The following is an 18,388-nucleotide window of genomic DNA, read 5'->3' as shown; positions in this document are numbered from 1 at the left end:
TCAATTGCACATACGAAAGGATCCGAGATGGGTCTCTCCTCTCCGCCCGCCGCACGTCCCCTCAGCCAGCCGTTGGGTCCCAAGGAATTCATATGGATCGCCGCGCTGGGTATCGCCGCCCGCAGTCCGGCCAGCATCGATGACGTCTGCCTGGTCATCGATGATGTCGCCGACCAGCGCTGGACCCCGGTGAGCGACGTCGTCGCCAGCACCATTGCCGAAATGCTGGCCGACGGCGCGCTGCGCCCGTCGCACCGTGCCTCGGAAACCTTCGAGACCACCGATGCCGGCTGGGAAATTCTCGCCGCGATGTTCGCCCGCCCCTCCGGACGTCCGGGATGCCTGCTGGGCGAGGTCGGCTTCCGCCTGAAACTCGCCTTCATCGATCTTGCCCCCATGGAGGCCCGCCATCTCTATCTGAGCGACACCATCCGGGCCTATGAGGGTGAAATCGAGGCCTGCGAGCAACGATGCCGCCATTGCGCGATCCAAGGACCCTTCGCACGGAAATGGCTCGACCATGAAACCGACCGGCTGCGCAGCGACCTGTCGTTGCTCCACAGCATGGCGGCCGAATGCGGCATTTCCGATCCCTCCCGGCTTTCCTATCGAAAGGTGACGGCATGTGCGACACGCTGACCGCCGCGAAACCGGACCCGGCGCCTCCGCTCTCGCCGCGGCGCAAACGCCTGAGAATCGATGAGATCGACAGCCAGTGGCATTGCGCCATCATCGGCACCTGCCTGCCCCTGGCGGAACTGAAATCGCTGGCGGTGAAAATGGGCATAACGCTCGCCTCGGGGCCGAGCGGCTACAATCTGCACGCCAGCATGGTTCAAATGGCCTCTCATCATCGCGCCGTCGCCAAGGCTTTGACGAAAAGGCTCGATCGCCGTCACCTCGTCGCGGTGAACCGCTTTTCCAAGGTGGGCACCGACGCGGAACTCGCCGGATTATGGTCGGAAGCGCTGGAAAGGGGCGACGTCGCCGGCGCCGGCTGGGCGGTAATGAGCCATCCCGCCGCCAGCGAAGACACCCGTCGGCTGATTTTTCGCGACATTCACATGCTGTCCCATCAGATGGGGGCGACCGCCCGCGCCGAACTCCACCGTCTCGACCGCCTGGAACGCGAGAAAATCGAGCTGGAGGAAAGGATCGAACGGCTCCAGGCGAACTTCCTTTTGGAAATCGGCCGCCGGGACGCGGAAAACCAGGATCTGCGCCGCCTGCTCGCCAGCGCCGAGACCGAAGCCAGAAAGTTCGCCCATGCGGCGGAAGCCGCCGCCGAAACCCGCGATCTGCAGACCGCCGTCGAAGAGTTGCGCTCGCAACTGGCCGAGGAAGCCGCCCGCCACCGGGAGACGGAACGCAAGCGCCGGACGGCGACGGAGACGCTCGACCAAACCAATCAGCGGCTGGATCGTCTGACCGAGGAAAACGCGCACCTGGCCGACGAGGTTCGCCTTTACGAAAGCAGGCTGGCCGAGAGCCTCGCCCCGCAGGACGGCGTGGGCCGCTGCGGCTGGGACTGCGCCAAGCTGGATCTGTGCGGACGCTGCATCCTTTTCGTCGGCGGACGCCACCAGCAGATGACCCATGTCAGGCGATTGGTCGAGGACTGCAACGGCGTCTTCTCCCATCACGACGGCGGTGTCGAGGAGAGCATGAGCCGCCTGCACGGCCTGTTCGGTCAAGCCGACGCGGTTCTGTTTCCTGTCGATTGCGTCAGCCACTCGGCCCAGAACGCCGTCAAGCAACTGTGCCGCCAATGGCAAAAGCCCTTCGTGCCCGTCCGCCGATCGGGCTTGGCGGCCTATCTGGCCGCCCTGGAGACGGTCGTCGTCGACGGGCCGGCCGAAGGCGGCTGACAAGACGCACGTCCGCCCCCGCCGCGATAACGGCGGAGGGGCGGACGTGCGAGACTGTCACGGGCGAACTCGGCCGGATTATTTCAGGCCGGCTTCCGAGGCCACCGCGCGATCGGCGAAGGCGTCGACGTCGACGCTCGAACGGATCAATCCGATACCGCGGATATATTCCTCGGTCTTTTTGAATTCGGCGATGTCCTCGGCGGTCAGGACCGGGTTGAAATCAAGCTTGGCGAATACCTTCTCGGCCAGATCCGGCGGCAGCTTCACATCGTCGGAAACCAGGCGCGCCGCCTCGGCGGGATTGGCTTTGACGAAGTCGGCGCCACGGGCATAGGCCCGCAGAAAGGCCCGGGCCAGGTCCCGCCTGTTCTTCAGAAAATCGCTTCCCGCCACGATGGCCAGAAGACCCGACTTCAAACCGGTGCCGTCGGCGAGGACCCGCACGGCTTTCTGCGCCTCGAATTTGGTCAGGATGGGCTCCCAGACGGCGCCGGCATCGATACTTCCGGCGACGATGGCCGGCGGAATGTCGCCATTGGTCAGGTTGACCTGCTCGACATCCTTCAAGGTCAGCCCTTGGCCCTGCAAAACCAGCGACAGCAGATGTTCGGTGTAGGACGCCTTCGGCACGCCGACCTTCCGACCTTTCAGATCGCGCGCCGAGGTGATCGGCGAATCGACGCCGACGATGACAGCGATGGTTTTCGGCCCGGCCGACGGCTTGCCGATGATGCGCGTGTCGATCCCGGCCGATTTGCCGATCAACGCCGGCGTGTCGCCCAGCAGGCCGATGTCCTGCAAGCCGGAGGCGAAGGATTCGTTGATGGGAGCGCCGGCATTGAAATAGGACAGCTTCACCGTCGTGCCCGGGCGAGCCTTGTTCAACTCCTCCTCCAGCCATCCCTTGTGCTGGGCCACGTAAAGCGGCGCGTAAAGGGGAATCGGCTGGGTGGCGACGCGCACCTCCTCGGCCGCGGCGGCGGAACCGAAAGCGGCGAGAAGGACGAGGCCGGACAGCAGGCGTGGAAACGTCATCAGCGAACTCCGTGACGAGGATAAGGAAAACCCGGCGAAGGTAACCTCATTCAACACATTCAGTCTATAAACTATTGGAATATGGAATCCGTCCATGTAGATTTCGCGGAAATCACATTCGCGGCCCCTCGGCACGGAGCATGACAGGCAATGAGCTTTTACCGGGATTTCAACGACAAGATCGCCATCGAGGCATGGAATGGCCAGGACCGATCCGCTTATGAAACGATAGCCGTCAAGCGTCTCTCGCCCACCATCGGCGCCGAGATTTCCGGGATCGATCTGTCGAGAGACCTCTCGGAGCGGCAAATCGCCGAAATCCAGCGGGCGCTGGACGAGAATCTGGCCATCATCTTCCGCGATCAGCCCCTGACCTCCGAACAGCACAAGGCTTTCGCCCGTCGCTTCGGCACGTTGCACCGCCACGCGCTGGCGGCTAATACCGTCATCGCCGGACGCAGCGCAGACCCTGAAATCCTGGGATGGAAGACCGGGGCAGACTCGCGCTACACGGCGGGCGACGCCTGGCACGCCGACGTCACCTGCGATCCGGTTCCCATCGCCATTTCCCTGCTGAGATTGACCAGGCTCCCGCCATCCGGCGGCGGCGATACCGCCTTTTCCAACCAATATCTCGCCTTTGAATCGCTATCCGCGCCGTTGAAGGACTTCCTGTCCGGCCTGACGGCGATCCATGACGGATCTCAGGCCTGGACGGCCGGATACGGGGCTCAACCGGATCCGGGAAAAAGCTACCCGCAAGCCGAACATCCCGTGGTGGTCAGGCATCCGCGAACCGGACAGCGGTTTCTTTACGTCAACCCCGCCTTCACCACCCGCATCGTGCAGTTGAGTCGCGATGAAAGCGACGCGATCCTGACACTCCTCTTCCGCCATGTGGAAAAGGGCCTGTCCTTCCAGACCCGTGTCCAATGGTCGGAAAATTCCCTGCTTTTATGGGATAACTGGGCATCACAGCACCATGCGGTCTGGGACTACTTTCCGGAAGAGCGTTGGGGTGAGCGGGTCTCGGTCCTCGCCAAGGAACCGCCCCGGGACTGATACCGTCAGATCAGGGCGCACACCGTCTTGCTTTCCAGATAATTCTCCAGGCCCGGAGCGCCGTTCTCATAACCCCACCCCGACTGTTTGTGGCCGCCCTTCGGCAGTTCCGGTGAGAAATAGGAATGGCAATTGATCCAGACGGTACCGGAACGGATGCCCGCCGACAGCCGATGGGCGGCGGACAGATCGCGCGTCCAGACGCTGGCAGCCAGACCATAAGGAGAATCGTTGGCGTAAAACAGGGCGTCCTCCGGCTCGTCGAACGGGGTGACGGCCACCACCGGGCCAAAGATCTCCTCGCGCATCATGCGCATGCCGGCCAGCGCCCCGGTGATCACCGTCGGCTCGAAAAAGGTGCCCAGGGCCCCGTCGCGCCGCCCCCCGGCCACCACCTCGGCACCTTCCGCCACGCCCTCGGCGACGTAACCGGCGACCCGCTCGGCCTGCTTGCCGTTGACCAGGGGCCCGAGGTCGGTTTCCGGATCCAGGCCATGACCCAGCCGCAACCCGGAGGCCGCGCGCGCCAGTCCATCGGTCAGCCGCTGATAGATCGACCGATGGACATAGACCCGCGACCCGGCGACGCACACCTGCCCGGCGTTGGAAAAGATGCCCCGGGCGATGCCGGGGATGGCCAAATCCAGCTCGGCATCCGCCATGACGATCGCCGGCGATTTTCCGCCCAGTTCCAGTGTCAGTTTCTTCAAATTGCCACTTGCCGCCGCGACGATCATTTTCCCCACCTCGGTGGAGCCGGTGAAGGCCACCTTGTCGACATCCTCATGCGCGCTCAGGGCGGCGCCGACGGTCTCGCCGAAACCAGTGACGATATTGACGACGCCGTCCGGCACCCCCGCCTCCAACATCAGTTCGCCCAGCCGCAAGGCCGTCAGCGAGGTCTCCTCGGCCGGTTTCAGAACGACGGTGCAGCCGGCGGCCAATGCGGGGGCCAGCTTCATCGCCGCCATCAGAAGTGGTGAGTTCCACGGTGTGATGGCGGCGACCACGCCGACCGGTTCGCGGGTGGTATAGGCGAAGATCTGCCTACCCGGAGGCTGATGCCCGATGGAGGTGGGAATCGTCGTCCCCAGGATCTTGTCGGCGAATCCGGCGAAATAGCGGAACTGGCCGGCGGCCGCCGGAATTTCCCCGAGGCGGCCGGTCTTCAGCGACTTGCCCTGGTCTAGGGTTTCCAGTTCGGCCAGTTCGTCGGCGTGCGCCTCGATCAGATCGGCAATGCGCCATAACAGCCGCCCACGGGCCGACGGCGTCATCGCCCGCCAGCGGTCGTCCTCGAAGGCGGTCCGCGCCGCCGCCACCGCCCGCGTCACATCCTCGGCCGTGCCCTTGGCCAGATGGGCGAGGACCCGGCCGGTGGCGGGATCGGTGGTCTCGAAAGTCTCGTTTCCGCCGGCATCGACCCAGCGACCGCCGATCAGATGCCGTTTGCGGGCGACCGCGAGGAACGCCCGCGCGCCGTCGCAAACCGGCGAATCGTTCCGGATGATGACCGTCATTGCTTGTCTCCAGAGCGCCGGCTTTCCAGCGCATTTGCTGCGGCCAACGCGCCGCGGATGATGGAATGATAGCCGGTGCAGCGGCACAGGTTGCCTTCCAGCGCCGAGCGGATTTCGGCCTCGGAAACCCGTGGCGTCCGCCGCAAAAGCCCGATCAGCGCCACGGTGAAACCGGGCGCGCAATAGCCGCACTGGAAGGCGTTCTCCTCGATGAGGGCCCGGCGGATCGCCGCCGCCTCGGGCAGCCCGTCCAATCCCTCGGGGGTGACGATCTCCAGCCCGTCCAACTGCCAGGCCATCAGCAGACAGGCATTGACGGCGCGATCGTTCACCAGAACGCCGCAGGCCCCGCAACGGCCGATGCCGCAGGCCTTCTTCGCCGCCATCAGGCCCAGATCGTCGCGCAGGATGTCGATCAGCCGGCGGCCGGCCGGCACCGCCAGGCCGCGGACCTCGCCGTTCAGCCGGAAGGTCGGCCGGCAGAGGGCGATATCGCTCATGGGCACCTCTCCATCGCGTCCAAAATCCATTCCGGCTCGATCGGCGTGCGCTCCGGCCAGGCGCCGATGGCATCGGCCACCGCATTGGCGATGGCCGGCGTGACGGCCCCGATGCCGATCTCGCCGACACCGCGCGGACCGAAGGGATCGCCCTCGTCGAGCCCCTCCAGAGCGTGGACGATCATCGAGGCCGGCGTGTCCTGGATGCCGGGAAGCATGTAGCCGTCGAGGTTGGCCGCCAGATAGCGGCCGTCCTCCATGTCGGCATGCTCGGTCAGGGTGAAACCCAGTCCCTGGATGCCGCCGCCCTCGATTTGCCCGAGATAGGCCGCGACGTCGATGACCGGCCCCGCCGCCGTATGCTGGGTCAGATCGAGGACGCGAACCTCTCCGCTCAACCGGCTGACCGCGACGCGCGCCAGGGTGGCGCCGAAGGCGAACAGGAAACGGGCATTGCCCTTGACGTAATCGGTCTTGGGAAATTCAAAGCCGGCGCCGGCCTCGGGCAGGCTCTCCGGCGGCAGGGCGGCGGCCAGATCGCGGAAACTCAGCAACAGATCGCCCTTGTTCGATCCGCGTCCGGCGATCCCCCCCGGCGCCAGCAACAAGTCGCCGGTCTCGCGCCGCAAAAGGCGTCCGGCCTCGGCGAGAATCCGGGCCCGCAGAAGCGGGGCCGCCGCCTGGGCCACCTTCCAGACGACGAAGCCGCCCCGGCTGGCCGTGGTCGAACCCGATTCCGGCACCCGGCCGGTATCGCCCACCACCGGCCGCACCTCCTCGCGACCGCAGCCGAGCGCCCGGGACACCTCCGCCATCACCGATGTCAGCAGCCCCTGCCCCATTTCGTCGAGCCCGATCAGGGCTTCGATGGCGCCGTCGGCAGCCAGCCGCAGAATGCCGCCGCCGGGATCGGGCGGCAGGGAACCCAGCCCGTTTCCCTGGTAATTCATCGCCATGCCGACCCCGACGATCTCCATGCCATCGGACGATGGACCGCGCGGTTTGCTCCACAGCGGATCGGCCTCGGCGGCGGCCAACATCTCGGCCAGCCGTTCGGAAGGCGCCACCCTTTGCCCCAGATAGCCGGGCGTGCCCGGCCGGCGCAGGTTGCGACGGCGGATTTCGAACGGATCGAGCCCCGAAACCGCGGCGAGCCGGTCCATCTGGCATTCGATGGCATAGGTCATCTGGTTGGCGCCGAACCCCCGGAACGCTCCGCAGACGCCGTTGTTGGTGTAGGCCAGCCGGCCGGCGGCGCGCACATTGGCGGCCACATAAGGCCCGCAGGCATGCTCCAGCGCCGTCTCCAGCACATGGGGGCCCAGCGAGGCATAGGCGCCGGCATCGGAAAGCACGTCGACGTCCTGCGCCAGCAGGCGCCCGGCCGCGTCACAGGCGGTCCGCATCCGGATGGTCATCGGATGGCGCTTGATCCCGGCCTGCACCGATTCCGCCCTGTCGAGCTGAAGCCGCACCGGCCGGCCGCTTTTCAAGGCCAGCAGGGCCAGCGCCGGCTGCACGGTCAATTCGTCCTTGCCGCCGAATGCGCCGCCGGTCGGACTGGTGACGACGCGGATTTTCTCCTCGGGCATGGCGAGGATGCGCGAAAGCTGAAGGCGGTCGCGCCGGCCGTGCTGACCGCCGGCGCAGATCAGCAGGCCGCCGTCCGCCTCGATCCGGGCATGGCCCCCTTCCGTTTCCATGAAGCCATGCATCTGACGGGACATTGCATAGACCGCCTCGACCACATGGGCCGCGCCCTCGAAGGCCCCCTCCACGTCCCCCCGCGCATAATCGAGCCGGCATTGCAGATTGCCGCCCTGGTGAACCTCCTCGGCGCCAGAGGCCAAGGCTGCCACCGGATCGCCCACCACCGGCAGGGGCCGATAATCCACCTCGATCAATTCCAGCGCCCTCGCCGCCGTCTCGGCGTCCCGCGCGGCAACGGCGGCAACGGCGTCGCCCACATAGCGCACCTTGTCCCGGCAAAGCGCCGGCTGGTCCTGGACGACGATGCCGAAGCCGTTCTCGCCCGGCACGTCGCGCCAGGTGACCACCGCGGCCACCCCCGGCAGCGCCTCCGCCCGGCTGACGTCGATGGACAGGATGCCGGCATGCGGGATGCCGGCTCGCAAGATGCGCCCGACCAGCATGTCGGGCTCCCGCCGATCGGTCAGATAGGCGAGCCGTCCCATGATCTTATCCGGCCCGTCCGGGCGGACATGCCACCGCCCGCCGGCGGCGTTCCGGCTCAGCGGGCTCTCGCCGACCGGGGAGACGGCTCGCGGGAAGATCCGGGGTCCCGTCGCCGGCCGCCGTCCCGGCAGCCCACCGCCCAGGCCGTAAACCAGGGCATTGGCCGCCACCCGCCGCCGGTACCCGCCGGTGCGGAAAACGTCGTCGGGAGCGACGACCGCCTCCAGAATGGCCGCATGCACCGCCGCCCAGTCGACCTCGGCCAGAAGCCGGTCCCGAAGCATGGCCTCTATTCCAGGCAGCCGGGCGGCCGGCACGATGCCGCCGCCGACGGCGAGACGCGCCGCCGCGATCCGCTCGTCATGAAGGTCCAATAGGCCGGCGACGCCGATGACGCTGGGCGTGAAAGCGGCCCGTAGACCGGTCTTGCGATGGGTCCACAGCCTTTCCCCGCTTGCCTTTGGCAGAAGGATGGCCTCGATGAGGGACGGGTCGGGATCCGGCTGCGCCAACCAGTCGGACAAGGCCTCCCGCCGCCGTCCGTTCGAGCCGAAAATCTCCAGATGGGCGTCGAGCCCCAACAGCGCCGGCAGCAGGCAACCGGTCCGTCCCGCGACATTGCCGCCGATGGTGGCGAGCGCCCGCACCGGCGGGGCCGCGACGGTGGCGAGCGCCGCCGCCAGCAGCGGCTGGCCGCGAAGCAGATCCCGGTCCCGTTCGAGATCGCCCAGTCTCGTCATCGCGCCGATGCGCAGGAAGGTCCCCTGGGCGGCGACGCCCCGCAACCGCGCGATGCCGCCCAGGTCGATCAGCCGCTCGGGTTCGGCAAGGCCCTTGGACCATTCCAGTTGCAGGGCGGTTCCCCCGGCGGCGAGGCGGGCGGACGGATGGAGGAGAAGCCTGAGAGCCTCCTCCGGCGAGGCGGGGCGCAGGACGTCGAAGCCCAGCCCCGCCATGATCAGGCGGCCCCCAGGGTGGTGCCGAAGCGCAGGCCCTTTTCCTTCAGCCAGCGCCGGTAGGTGAGCGAAGAGGAATCGGCCCAGGTGGGAATTTCCTTTCGCGGCTCCAACGGCAGACGAAGCGGACGCTGGTTTTCGACGATGATCCGGTCCTGCAGGAAGATCACCTGCTCGAAATTGAGCAGCGCCGTGTCGGTCGAGTGGGCGTCGACCAGATACATCACCGGCTGCGCCCGGCAGAGATCCTCCTCCAGGGGATGGATGAACAGCGCGATGGCGTCCAGCCGTTCCGGCGCCGTCGGACAGATCCGGTAGAGCATCACGGTGAAGGGATTGGGGACGCGATAGGTCAGATGGACGAAATCGCCGGCGCTTTCGGTCGCGGCGATGCGCGACTGGAAAAAGGTGCAGTTGGTCGCCCAGACCTCGTCCACATCCCGGCGGATCTCGCTGGCGTAAGCCGGAACCTCGGTACGCGGCTCGGATCCCAGGATGTTGGTGTGAACGAAGGGGAAATGCGCCATGTCGAGAAAATTCTCGACCACGCGCAGGCCCGAGGCCCGCATGCTCACCCAGCCGCAGGGAACGAAGCGGCGGTCGGCCTCCCCGGCTTCCGCGATGTCGAAGATGTCGCCGACCGGGCGCCCCAGGGTCGTCCACAGGCAGCCGTAACGCTCGCGGACCGGCAGCGGCGTCCCCGGCTTTCCGTCATCCCGGATTTCCCGGACCGTCGGCCGGCCGGCGCCATCGCGGCCGAGTTCGATGTCCTGGCCGAGAAGGCGGGTGACAATCGCCCGCGAACCGAGGTCCGCGGCTGTTTCCACCGCATACCATTGATCAAGCGCCACTTTGTCCGTCGTTTTCACCGTCGCGCTCCCCGCTTCGAACCCAAGCTGCAAACGCCGCTTGGTATCACCCCTTCGTCCATTGAACGCCGCTGCCGTTGGCGGCGAGAAATGCCGCGCGGCGGGCGAAAAGCCCCGGCGCCGATCGCTGAACCTCGGCGACCAGATCCGTCACCTCGGCGGTCTTCAACCGGCCATCCTCGACGACGATATCGCCGTCCACCATGGTGAGCGCGACATCGCCGCCCCGCACGGCATGGACGAGGTTGTGATGCAGGTTGAAATGGGGGCCCTCGCCGAACAGCGGCGCCATGCGCGGCGTGTCGGTCCGCACGGCGATGACGTCGGCGCGCTTGCCCACCTCCAGGGAGCCGATCTCATCATCGAGCCCGATGGCCCTGGCCCCCAGGATCGTCGCCATGCGCAGCACCTGCCAGCTGTCCATGGCGGCGGCGTCCAGATCCTTCAGCTTGCCGAGAAGCGAGGCGACCTTCATTTCCTCGAACATGTCGAAGTTGTTGTTTTCCTTTTCCCCATCGGTGCCGATGCCGACCGGCACCCCGGCGGCCAGCATGGCGGCGATGGGGGCCATGCCGCTGGCCAGCTTCATGTTGCTGACCGGATTGTGGGCGACCGAGACCCGGCGCCGGGCGATCAGATCGATCTCCGAGGCATCGAGCCAGACGGCATGGGCGATCATGGCAAGGGGCGTCTCGAAAAATCCCAGATCGTCGAGGACGAACATCGGCGCCTTGCCGTAGCGGCTGGCGAACTCCTCGCGCTCGATCCGGGCCTCGCTACAATGGGTGTGAAAGCCGGTATGGTGCTTTTTCGCCATGTCGACGGCACGCCGCTGGCCCGCCTCGTCGGCGTAGAACAAATGTTCCAGCCCGACCCAGACATTGATGCGGCCCCCGGCCTTGCGGTGCCAGCTCTCGATCAGCGCCTCGTTCATGTCGAGACTGTCGAAATAGTCGTAATCCGGATGCGCCCCGACGTAAGGCACGGCGACCAGCCGGTTGCCGATCGTCGAGGCCGCCCGCGCGCTGCCCTCCATGAAACGCCACATATCGACGACGGTGGTGGTTCCGCCCAGCAGGCTTTCCGCATAACACAGCCGCGAAGCAACCTCGGCCTCGCCGGGTTCGAGGACGCGGTGCATGGGATTGATGTGCAGCGTCAGCCAGTCCCACACCGGCAGATGTTCGGCCGTGCCGCGCAACAGGCCGGAATGGGCGTGCGTATTGATCAGGCCCGGCATCAGAATGGCGTTGCCCACCGTCTTGACGGGAACCTCGGGATAGGACGCCGCCAGCGCGTCCAGCCGTTCGACGGCGGCGATCCGCCCGTCCTCGATCAACAGGGCGCCTTTGGAAATGGTCCGGTTGGCCGGATCCATGGTCAGCAGAAAATCGCCCGCCAGAATCAGTCGTTGCGTCATCATCGGGACTCCAGGATGAAATCGGCGGCGCGTTCGCCGATCATGGTCACGGGCGCATGGGTATTGCAGCTTGGAATGACGGGGATGACCGAGGCATCGGCGATACGCAGCCCTTCGATACCCAGAACGCGCAGACGGGCATCGACCACCGCCAGGGGATCCTTCCCCATCTTGCAGGTGCCGCAGCTGTGGAAGAAAGTCGAACAGCCCCGGCGGATGAAGGTTCCGGCTTCGCTCCGCCCGAGCCGGCGGTCGGGGGCGGCAAAGCCTTCGAACCAATCGGCGTAGGCCCTGGTGCCGGCCATCTCCATGACGAAATCGACCGCCGCGACCAGATCGTCCATGTCACCCTGCTCGGCCAGGAAATTGGGCTGGATTTCCACCGCCCCGCCGGGTTTGCCGCTCAGCAGCCGCAGATAGCCGCGGCTGCGCGAGCGCATCAGCCCGGTGCCGACGGCGAAGACGTCGCCCGACAGATCGTAGCGATCGGCCAGGGCATCCTCGGCGCTCAGGCCCTGAATGGGAAAGGCGTGAACATTGGCCTGGGGCAAGCCGGCGTCGGTCTTCCAGTTGACCATGGAGCCGCCGCCGTTGTCGCGCACCGGCCCCAAGGGACGCTTCGAGCGGAAATTGACGGCGCGAATCAGCGGATGATCCTGAAGATTTTGCCCGACGCCCGGCAAGCCCAGGCGGACGGGCAGCCCCAGACGCTTCAGTTCTCCGGGATCGCCGATCCCCGACATCATGAGAAGACGGGGCGTGTCGATGGCGCCCAGGGCCAGGACGATCCCGCCGCTCGCCCGCGTCTCCGCCGTCGTCCCGTTGCGGACGTGGCGCACCGAGACGCAGCGCGAGCCTTCGAATCCCAGATCGAGGGCCTGGCAATCGGTCAGGACGGTCAGGTTGAGCCGATCGAGAACCGGCCAGAGATAGCCGCGCGCCGAACACCAGCGCCGCCCTCCCGACATGTTCAGATTGGCGTAGGCGGCCCCCTCATTGTCCCGGCCGTTGGGATCCTCGATGATCGGCACGCCCAGCGCGCCGGCCCCGGCGATCAGGGCGTCGGCCAGGGGATGGGGATCGTGACTGCGCTCGATCCGCAAGGGACCGCCGGCCCCGCGATAGGCCGTCTCGCCCCCTTCCCAATCCTCGCAGCGCTTGAAATAGGGCAAAACGTCGCGGAAGGCCCATCCTTCCGCCCCGTCCGCCTCCCAGGCATCGTAATCGAGGGGATGGCCGCGATACCACATCAGCGCGTTGATGGCCGACGATCCGCCGAGCACCCGTCCGCGCGGAATGCCGATGACGCGGCCGTCGATCTGCGGACCCGGCGCGTAATCATATCCCCAGTCGTAGGGCCCGCGCGGAAGCGCGACCCAGCGCGCCGGCTCCTCGATATCGGCGACGCCGATGCCCGACGGACCGGCTTCGATCAGCAGGACGTCGGCCCCGGCATCGACCAGGCGGCGGGTCACCGCCGCGCCGCCGGAGCCCGCGCCGACGACGATATGGTCGTAGGAGGGCCGCAGCGGGCGTAGGGGAACGGTCGGCGCGGTCATGATCAATTGTGCTCGCTGGGGCCCATGATGACGATCCCTTCCGAAGCTTCGACATGACGGACGAAGATGTATTTATCCTCGCGCCCGTCGCTGTGCTTGCGCCGGATGCCCGGCTGCACGGTACCCGAGACCTTGGCGACGATCACATAAGGGGCGGCGGCGGCCAGCCCCCTGGCGCAATGGGCGTCGAAATCGTCGAGATCGCGGACGGTGTAGGCCTGTTCGATGCCGGCGCCGCGGGCGATGGCCGCCAGATCGACCCGGCCGAAGGCGGTGTGGGTCGGCGGCCCGCCGATCGACTGATAGCATTCGTTGTCCCAGACGACGACGAACAGATTTTTCGGCTGTTCGTTGCCCAGCGTGGCCAGGATGCCGAGGTTGAACAGCATGCCGCCGTCGGTATCGAGCGAGACGACGCGGCGATGCGGCAAGCCCATGGACAGTCCGAAGGCCTGCGCCGTCACGCAGCCCAGTTGCTGCTGGAACAGGCTGGCTTCGCGCATGTGGGGCGCCGCGTTGTACCATTCGTCGACGCTGCCGCCCAGGGACAGGATGACCAGTTCGTCCTTGAGACGGCCGGCCAGGGCCTTCATGCAGTCGAACCGCTTCATCGCACCACCTCGCCGCCCAGGGCCACCGCCGAATGGTAATAGGCCGCGTAGGACCAGCTATAGGCATCGACGATCGCCCGCTCGATCTTTTCCTCGTCCCGCACCACCTGATAGGGAATGCGCAGGGCGTCGAGAACCGGCTCCATGGTGATGCCGTGGGGAATGGCCCACCAGTTGTTTTCCCCCGTCTCGCCGCGATAGCTCATCAGCATGACCACCGGGATGCCGGCCCCCAGCCCCATGCGGGCCAGCGGTTCGACCGACGCCCGCAAACCGGAATTCTCCATGACCAGCGCGGCACGCTTGCCCGACAGGAAGACGCCGCCGCAAATGGCCGCCCCCTCCCCTTCGTTGGTGACGCGGACGGTCCGGATGTCCGGATCGGCGTCCAGCGCCGGATACAGCTCCTTGAACAGCGAATCTGGCAGATAACACACCAGGCTCACCCCAGCCCTCTTCAAGCCGCGAATCACGGCGTCCACTGCGCTTTGCTTCATCCGGGTCCTCCGTTGCAGGAACAGGTTCCCAAAGTGCAGATGTTCTGCATAGACGCTTATTTCCGATGAACTTGATGCGTCTAATGCAACAACCTGGTTGCGCATGCGATGTCGTCACCCCGGATGAGTGGCGGGGAACCATCCGGACTTTTGAACCACCAAGACACCAAGACACCAAGGGAGCGGTGGCGCCGCAGGCATTCACCGTCCCGGCACCGATTCGGTATTGGGCAAACGGGGCCTGCGGCGCTGATGCCCATAACTGTCGCCCGACATTTCCCGAAACGCCTTGGTGCCTTGGTGTCTTGGTGGTTCAAAATATCAGGGGGTTCCTTCATGCCATTGGGCAACCAGAGGCAAAGGGACCCCCATCAAGAAGGCGACCGTGATAACCCCGTCCACATGCCCTAACGCTTCAGCCTCTCGATCGCCTGGGCCAGCAGGGCGGCGAAGGCCGAGGCGGCGTCGGACATTTCCTTTTCCGACCGGGCCAGCAGCATCAATCGCCGGGGACTGATCTTCGGATCGCGCAGGGGAATGAAGGTGAGCGACCCCTCGGCGATCTCGTTTTCGATCCCCACTCGGGTTTGCAGGACGGTGCCCAGGTTCATCTTGGCCATGTCGACCATCAGGCCGATGGAATTGGTCCTGGAGCGCCGGGCCAGATCGATCAGCGAGCGGCTGAAGGCATCCTCGACGGAAATCCCCAGCGTCAGACTGCTGTCCGAAACGATGACCCGCTCACCCGACAGATCGAACAGTTTCAATTCCTTCTTGCCGGCGAAACGGCTGTCGGGACGGGCGAGCACGCCCAACGGCAATTGCGCGGTGGCCGCCTTGCGCACATTGCGCGGCACGCGGACGTCGAAGGCCACCGCCAGATCGCAATCGCCCGCCGTCACCAGATCGCAGACCTGCTGCGACCCGGCGACCTTGACGTCGACCGTGATATGCGGATGGCGGGCCCAGAATTCCTGCAAGACGGCCGGGATCAGTCCCCGCGCCACGCTCTCGATGACGGCGACCGACACGGTGCCGCGATGCAGCCCGTGCAGTTCGTTGATCTCGGACCAGGCGCGGTTCAACTCGGCGCTGCTGGCCCGCGCATGATAGAGCAGCAACTCGCCGGCGCTGGTCAGTTTCAGCCGCTGGCGGACCCGTTCGAACAGACGGGTGCCGAGTTCCTCCTCCAGGCTCTTGATGACCCGGCTGATCGACGACGGCGCGACGTTCAGCATCTGCGCCACCTGCCGGATGGAGCCCAGCCGCGCGACGAGCTGGAAATAATGGATGCGGGGCGAAACCAGTCCCAGTCGGTAAGGATCCATGGCGGGGCCTTCCTTCAGAAATATTCGGGAATGCCCGGCATGACGCGAAAACCGGAAAGCCCCCGGAAACGGCGGCTCCACCGGCGCAATGCCGGATATTCGTCGTGGTCGATGCCGACGTCCCGGCTCAGGGCGAAAGCCGGGAACAGGGCGATATCGGCAATGGTGGGATGCGGCGCGGCGAACCACTCCTCACCCGTGTACCCACGGGCCAGCAGATGCTCGTCCATGATCCGCAACAGCCGGCGCGAGGCCGCGACCAGGGATGTTTCATCGCCCGGCGGGCCGAACAGGGAGCGTTGCCGGGCGGTGATGGTCACGTCGAGATCGCGGGCCGAGAATGTGAGCCAGGACATCACCCGGGCGAAAGCCTCGCCCTCCATCGGCAGCCACCGCTCCGACGGATCATGGGCGCGCGCCAGATGCGCGAGGATGGCCTCGGTCCCGGTCAGGACGAAATCGCCGTCCGTCAGGATGGGGAGGCGCCCCAGGGGATTGAGCGCCAGGAAGGGCGGCGTCGTCTGCTCCCGGCCGGGAAAGACATCGACGGCGACGATCTTGCAGTCGAGCCCCAGGAAGGACAGAAGCAGGCGGGCCTTGTAACAGCTTTCGTCGAGATCGTAGTTGTAGAGGGTGAGATCGGGCATCACGGCGCCTCCCCGGGGCGGTTGGCGGAATTCAAGGACGGTGTTTCGATGCGATGGCGCAACTCCTGCGCCCAGCGCAGGAAATGGGACTGTCCCTGCCCCGCATAGACGACGCCGGGCCCCTCGATAACGATATGCAGGGCCGTCCGTTCGGCGGCGACGGCCTGCAGGCCGACGAGAATGCTCTCGCTCCCGGCGGACAGACGGAACAAGGTGGGGGCCACGGTTTCGAAAACGGTCCCGGCGTCATGATCCCCCGCCCGGAACGGCGGAAGGCGGCTCGCCCGCAAAGCCGACAGCGCGGCGGCGGCGGCGCAATCGAGATAAAGGCTCGCCACCGGGGTGATCTCGGCGGCGTCCTCCGGCAGCGGCGGCGGAGGCTCGGCGGACAGTGCCGTCCAGATCATGCCGAAACGCACCTCCTTCGGATAGGGCCGGGTCCGGATCGCCTTCGGCACCTGGCTGTCGGGGTGGGCCGGAATGTGGGAGCACTGCCCATCCGCGCCGAACTCCCAACCGTGATAGAGACACCCCAGCCGGCCCTCGCGGACGAACCCCAGGCTGAGGCGCATGCCGCGATGCGGACAGCGATCCTCCCAGACATGGGCGCCCCCCTCCCCGTCGCGCCAGACCACCAATTCCCGCCCATCCAGACGGACGCCCGCGGCGCTTCCCGGCTCGACCGAATGAGCCAATGAGACCGGATACCAGTGACCTTGCATATCCATCGGTAACTCCCGTTCGAGCCGAACTCTCCTGCCGCCCAACAAGGCAAATGCTTAAAATTTAAGCATGCACTCTTTTTGTGCATATAAGCTTCTTAGCCCACGGCACCGGGGGCGTCAAGCGTTGCACAAGACGCAACAACATCGTCATATATTTTGCCCTATTCGGGACATCGCATCTCTGGAACAGTTCGTTGCCGAGGAACAAACTGAGGCTTCACGCCCATCGCGGCGGCACCGCATGCCGGGCGATAACGTCGACCGGAGCCCGGATGTTCGGGACACCCGCTTTGAACCGCCGGAGGGAGGTCCGGTCCATCGCCGCCTCCCCGCACCGCTCCTCCGTGTGGCGCGGCTTTTGCTAGAACCATTCCAGAATAGGGGCGGAGTCGAACGCGAGGTCAAAACCGGTCACCGCCAACGTCAACAGTCAGAGGGGATATCAATGATCGATTTGCGCAACCTCTCCCGCCGGGGTTTTCTCAATCTGGGGGTCGCGGCCGGCGCCGGCCTGATGATGCCGGGCGGGCTCATCCGTCCGGCCCTGGCGGCGGCCAAACCGCTGGCCCCGGTGGCGGAGAAGGACGCCGTCATCGCCTTCGGCCACACCGGCCCGGTCACCGACGAAGGCTGGACCTGGAGCCACGACCAGGGAATGAAGGCCGTCCAACAGGCCTTCCCCAAGCTGAAGACGATCTTCGTCGAAAGCATCCCCTATTCGGCCGACGCCTCGCGCACCTTCCGCCAGTTCGTCTCCGAGGGCGCCAACATGGTCTTCGCCACCTCGAACTACGGCGACTTCCTCTATGACGTGGCCAAGCGCTCGCCCAACGTCGCCTTCTTCGAATGCGACGGCCGCCATCCGATGGACAATCTGGGGACCTATTACGTCGCCCACTGGTATCCGACCTACGTGACCGGCATCGCCGCCGGCCTGATGAGCAAGACCGGCAAGCTGGGCTATGTCGCCTCCTTCCCCGTGCCGTCGGTCTATTCCGGCACCAACGCCTTCCTGATGGGGGCCCGCTCGGTCAATCCCAATGCCACGCTGCAGGCCATCGCCATCAATTCCTGGTTCGATCCCCAGGCGGCGACGCAGGCCGGCACGGCGCTGCTCGACAACGGCTGTGACCTGCTGTTCGGCATCATGGACGAGGCCGGCTATCTCCAGGTCGCCGAGAAGCGCGGCGCCAAGGCGGTCATGTGGAATACCGACATCCGCCGCTACGGACCGAAGGGCTACATCAGCTCCATCGTCGTCGACTTCAAGAAATTCTACGTCGAACAGGTCCGTCAGCGGCTGGCCGGCACCTGGGTTCCCTCGACGCCGATCCTGGCGATGGGGGCCGGCGTCGACCGCGACGCCTGGGGCGAGACGGTGCCCGAGGAGGTCCGCAAGCAGGCCGACGCGGCCCGCGACAAGATCCTGGGCGGATGGAGCCCGTTCACCGGCGAGATCAAGGATTCCAAGGGCGCGGTGCGCGTTGCCGCCGGCAAGACCATGACCGAGGAGGAGCTTTACAACTGGAACTGGTCGATCGAAGGGGTGAAGGGACTCTGATCGCCTTGGCCTCTTCCGGAGATGCAACGCC

The 18,388-nt window shown here is 66.1% G+C and carries 16 protein-coding genes; 4 read left to right on the top strand and 12 right to left on the bottom strand.

Going from position 1 to position 18,388, the window contains the following annotated elements; translation table 11 throughout:
* The first annotated feature begins 27 nt into the window (after window positions 1-27).
* Both CWS72_RS05275 and CWS72_RS05270 read left to right on the top strand, forming a co-directional pair.
* Window positions 28-639, top strand: a complete 612-nt coding sequence (locus tag CWS72_RS05275) for a hypothetical protein (protein ID WP_101249535.1) — start codon at window positions 28-30, stop codon at window positions 637-639.
* Window positions 624-1,868 carry a DUF2325 domain-containing protein gene (locus CWS72_RS05270; RefSeq protein ID WP_101249534.1) on the top strand — a complete coding sequence of 415 codons (1,245 nt, stop codon included), beginning with the start codon at window positions 624-626 and terminating at the stop codon, window positions 1,866-1,868. The genes CWS72_RS05275 and CWS72_RS05270 overlap by 16 nt, the downstream gene beginning before the upstream one ends.
* Before the next feature lie 78 nt (window positions 1,869-1,946).
* Here the strand turns inward: CWS72_RS05270 and CWS72_RS05265 are convergent, their stop codons facing one another.
* Window positions 1,947-2,906, bottom strand: coding sequence for an aliphatic sulfonate ABC transporter substrate-binding protein (locus CWS72_RS05265; protein WP_101249533.1), 960 nt, complete (start codon window positions 2,904-2,906; stop codon window positions 1,947-1,949).
* Between the two features lie 150 nt (window positions 2,907-3,056).
* Here CWS72_RS05265 and CWS72_RS05260 point away from each other — a divergent pair, with 150 nt between their 5' ends.
* A complete protein-coding gene (locus CWS72_RS05260; RefSeq protein ID WP_101249532.1) occupies window positions 3,057-3,968 on the top strand; it encodes a TauD/TfdA dioxygenase family protein in 912 nt (303 codons plus the stop codon).
* Between the two features lie 5 nt (window positions 3,969-3,973).
* Here CWS72_RS05260 and CWS72_RS05255 read toward each other — a convergent pair whose 3' ends face one another.
* The 11 genes from CWS72_RS05255 to CWS72_RS05205 form a co-directional block, all read right to left on the bottom strand.
* The gene (locus CWS72_RS05255; RefSeq protein WP_101249531.1) at window positions 3,974-5,488 is read right to left on the bottom strand and encodes an aldehyde dehydrogenase family protein; all 1,515 of its coding nucleotides are present in this window, start codon (window positions 5,486-5,488) and stop codon (window positions 3,974-3,976) included.
* Window positions 5,485-5,988: a (2Fe-2S)-binding protein gene (locus tag CWS72_RS05250; protein ID WP_101249530.1), complete on the bottom strand. Its 504-nt coding sequence runs from the start codon at window positions 5,986-5,988 to the stop codon at window positions 5,485-5,487. The genes CWS72_RS05255 and CWS72_RS05250 overlap by 4 nt, the downstream gene beginning before the upstream one ends.
* Window positions 5,985-9,140 (bottom strand): molybdopterin cofactor-binding domain-containing protein, encoded by a 3,156-nt coding sequence (locus CWS72_RS05245; RefSeq protein ID WP_101249529.1) that lies wholly within the window; start codon window positions 9,138-9,140, stop codon window positions 5,985-5,987. The genes CWS72_RS05250 and CWS72_RS05245 overlap by 4 nt, the downstream gene beginning before the upstream one ends.
* 2 nt (window positions 9,141-9,142) lie before the next feature.
* A complete protein-coding gene (locus CWS72_RS05240; protein WP_101249528.1) occupies window positions 9,143-10,009 on the bottom strand; it encodes a (2Fe-2S)-binding protein in 867 nt (288 codons plus the stop codon).
* A 46-nt stretch (window positions 10,010-10,055) separates the two neighbouring features.
* On the bottom strand, window positions 10,056-11,432 hold the full coding sequence (locus CWS72_RS05235) for an amidohydrolase family protein (protein ID WP_199175548.1): 1,377 nt from the start codon (window positions 11,430-11,432) through the stop codon (window positions 10,056-10,058).
* Entirely contained in the window at window positions 11,429-12,988 is a 1,560-nt protein-coding gene (locus tag CWS72_RS05230) for a GMC family oxidoreductase (protein ID WP_101249527.1), read from the bottom strand. Before CWS72_RS05230 ends, CWS72_RS05235 begins: the two co-directional genes overlap by 4 nt.
* Before the next feature lie 2 nt (window positions 12,989-12,990).
* Window positions 12,991-13,599 carry a thiamine pyrophosphate-dependent enzyme gene (locus CWS72_RS05225; protein WP_101249526.1) on the bottom strand — a complete coding sequence of 203 codons (609 nt, stop codon included), beginning with the start codon at window positions 13,597-13,599 and terminating at the stop codon, window positions 12,991-12,993.
* A complete protein-coding gene (locus CWS72_RS05220) occupies window positions 13,596-14,096 on the bottom strand; it encodes a thiamine pyrophosphate-binding protein (protein ID WP_101249525.1) in 501 nt (166 codons plus the stop codon). Before CWS72_RS05220 ends, CWS72_RS05225 begins: the two co-directional genes overlap by 4 nt.
* Before the next feature lie 407 nt (window positions 14,097-14,503).
* Entirely contained in the window at window positions 14,504-15,424 is a 921-nt protein-coding gene (locus CWS72_RS05215; RefSeq protein ID WP_101249524.1) for a LysR family transcriptional regulator, read from the bottom strand.
* A 14-nt stretch (window positions 15,425-15,438) separates the two neighbouring features.
* Window positions 15,439-16,071 carry a glutathione S-transferase family protein gene (locus CWS72_RS05210; RefSeq protein ID WP_101249523.1) on the bottom strand — a complete coding sequence of 211 codons (633 nt, stop codon included), beginning with the start codon at window positions 16,069-16,071 and terminating at the stop codon, window positions 15,439-15,441.
* The gene (locus CWS72_RS05205) at window positions 16,071-16,799 is read right to left on the bottom strand and encodes a Rieske (2Fe-2S) protein (RefSeq protein ID WP_241911594.1); all 729 of its coding nucleotides are present in this window, start codon (window positions 16,797-16,799) and stop codon (window positions 16,071-16,073) included. The genes CWS72_RS05210 and CWS72_RS05205 overlap by 1 nt, the downstream gene beginning before the upstream one ends.
* Window positions 16,800-17,241: 442 nt before the next feature.
* Between CWS72_RS05205 and CWS72_RS05200 the strand changes: the two genes are divergently transcribed.
* Window positions 17,242-18,357, top strand: coding sequence for a BMP family ABC transporter substrate-binding protein (locus CWS72_RS05200; RefSeq protein ID WP_101249522.1), 1,116 nt, complete (start codon window positions 17,242-17,244; stop codon window positions 18,355-18,357).
* Window positions 18,358-18,388 lie beyond the last annotated feature (31 nt).

Origin of the sequence: Telmatospirillum siberiense, from assembly GCF_002845745.1 — a bacterium.
Taxonomy (GTDB): Bacteria; Pseudomonadota; Alphaproteobacteria; order Rhodospirillales; family Magnetospirillaceae; genus Telmatospirillum; species Telmatospirillum siberiense.
Note: the sequence above shows the minus strand (reverse complement) of the source record. Positions and strands in the feature narration are given on the sequence as shown.

What these genes read in the sequence shown, in the direction of transcription:
- CWS72_RS05235 (WP_199175548.1), bottom strand. Translation starts at nt 11,432, where the DNA reads ATGATGACGCAACGACTGATTCTGGCGGGCGATTTTCTGCTGACCATG.
- CWS72_RS05255 (WP_101249531.1), bottom strand. Translation starts at nt 5,488, where the DNA reads ATGACGGTCATCATCCGGAACGATTCGCCGGTTTGCGACGGCGCGCGG.
- CWS72_RS05265 (WP_101249533.1), bottom strand. Translation starts at nt 2,906, where the DNA reads ATGACGTTTCCACGCCTGCTGTCCGGCCTCGTCCTTCTCGCCGCTTTC.
- CWS72_RS05270 (WP_101249534.1), top strand. Translation starts at nt 624, where the DNA reads ATGTGCGACACGCTGACCGCCGCGAAACCGGACCCGGCGCCTCCGCTC.
- CWS72_RS05225 (WP_101249526.1), bottom strand. Translation starts at nt 13,599, where the DNA reads ATGAAGCGGTTCGACTGCATGAAGGCCCTGGCCGGCCGTCTCAAGGAC.
- CWS72_RS05215 (WP_101249524.1), bottom strand. Translation starts at nt 15,424, where the DNA reads ATGGATCCTTACCGACTGGGACTGGTTTCGCCCCGCATCCATTATTTC.
- CWS72_RS05205 (WP_241911594.1), bottom strand. Translation starts at nt 16,799, where the DNA reads ATGGATATGCAAGGTCACTGGTATCCGGTCTCATTGGCTCATTCGGTC.
- CWS72_RS05230 (WP_101249527.1), bottom strand. Translation starts at nt 12,988, where the DNA reads ATGACCGCGCCGACCGTTCCCCTACGCCCGCTGCGGCCCTCCTACGAC.
- CWS72_RS05210 (WP_101249523.1), bottom strand. Translation starts at nt 16,071, where the DNA reads ATGCCCGATCTCACCCTCTACAACTACGATCTCGACGAAAGCTGTTAC.
- CWS72_RS05220 (WP_101249525.1), bottom strand. Translation starts at nt 14,096, where the DNA reads ATGAAGCAAAGCGCAGTGGACGCCGTGATTCGCGGCTTGAAGAGGGCT.
- CWS72_RS05275 (WP_101249535.1), top strand. Translation starts at nt 28, where the DNA reads ATGGGTCTCTCCTCTCCGCCCGCCGCACGTCCCCTCAGCCAGCCGTTG.
- CWS72_RS05245 (WP_101249529.1), bottom strand. Translation starts at nt 9,140, where the DNA reads ATGGCGGGGCTGGGCTTCGACGTCCTGCGCCCCGCCTCGCCGGAGGAG.
- CWS72_RS05250 (WP_101249530.1), bottom strand. Translation starts at nt 5,988, where the DNA reads ATGAGCGATATCGCCCTCTGCCGGCCGACCTTCCGGCTGAACGGCGAG.
- CWS72_RS05200 (WP_101249522.1), top strand. Translation starts at nt 17,242, where the DNA reads ATGATCGATTTGCGCAACCTCTCCCGCCGGGGTTTTCTCAATCTGGGG.
- CWS72_RS05260 (WP_101249532.1), top strand. Translation starts at nt 3,057, where the DNA reads ATGAGCTTTTACCGGGATTTCAACGACAAGATCGCCATCGAGGCATGG.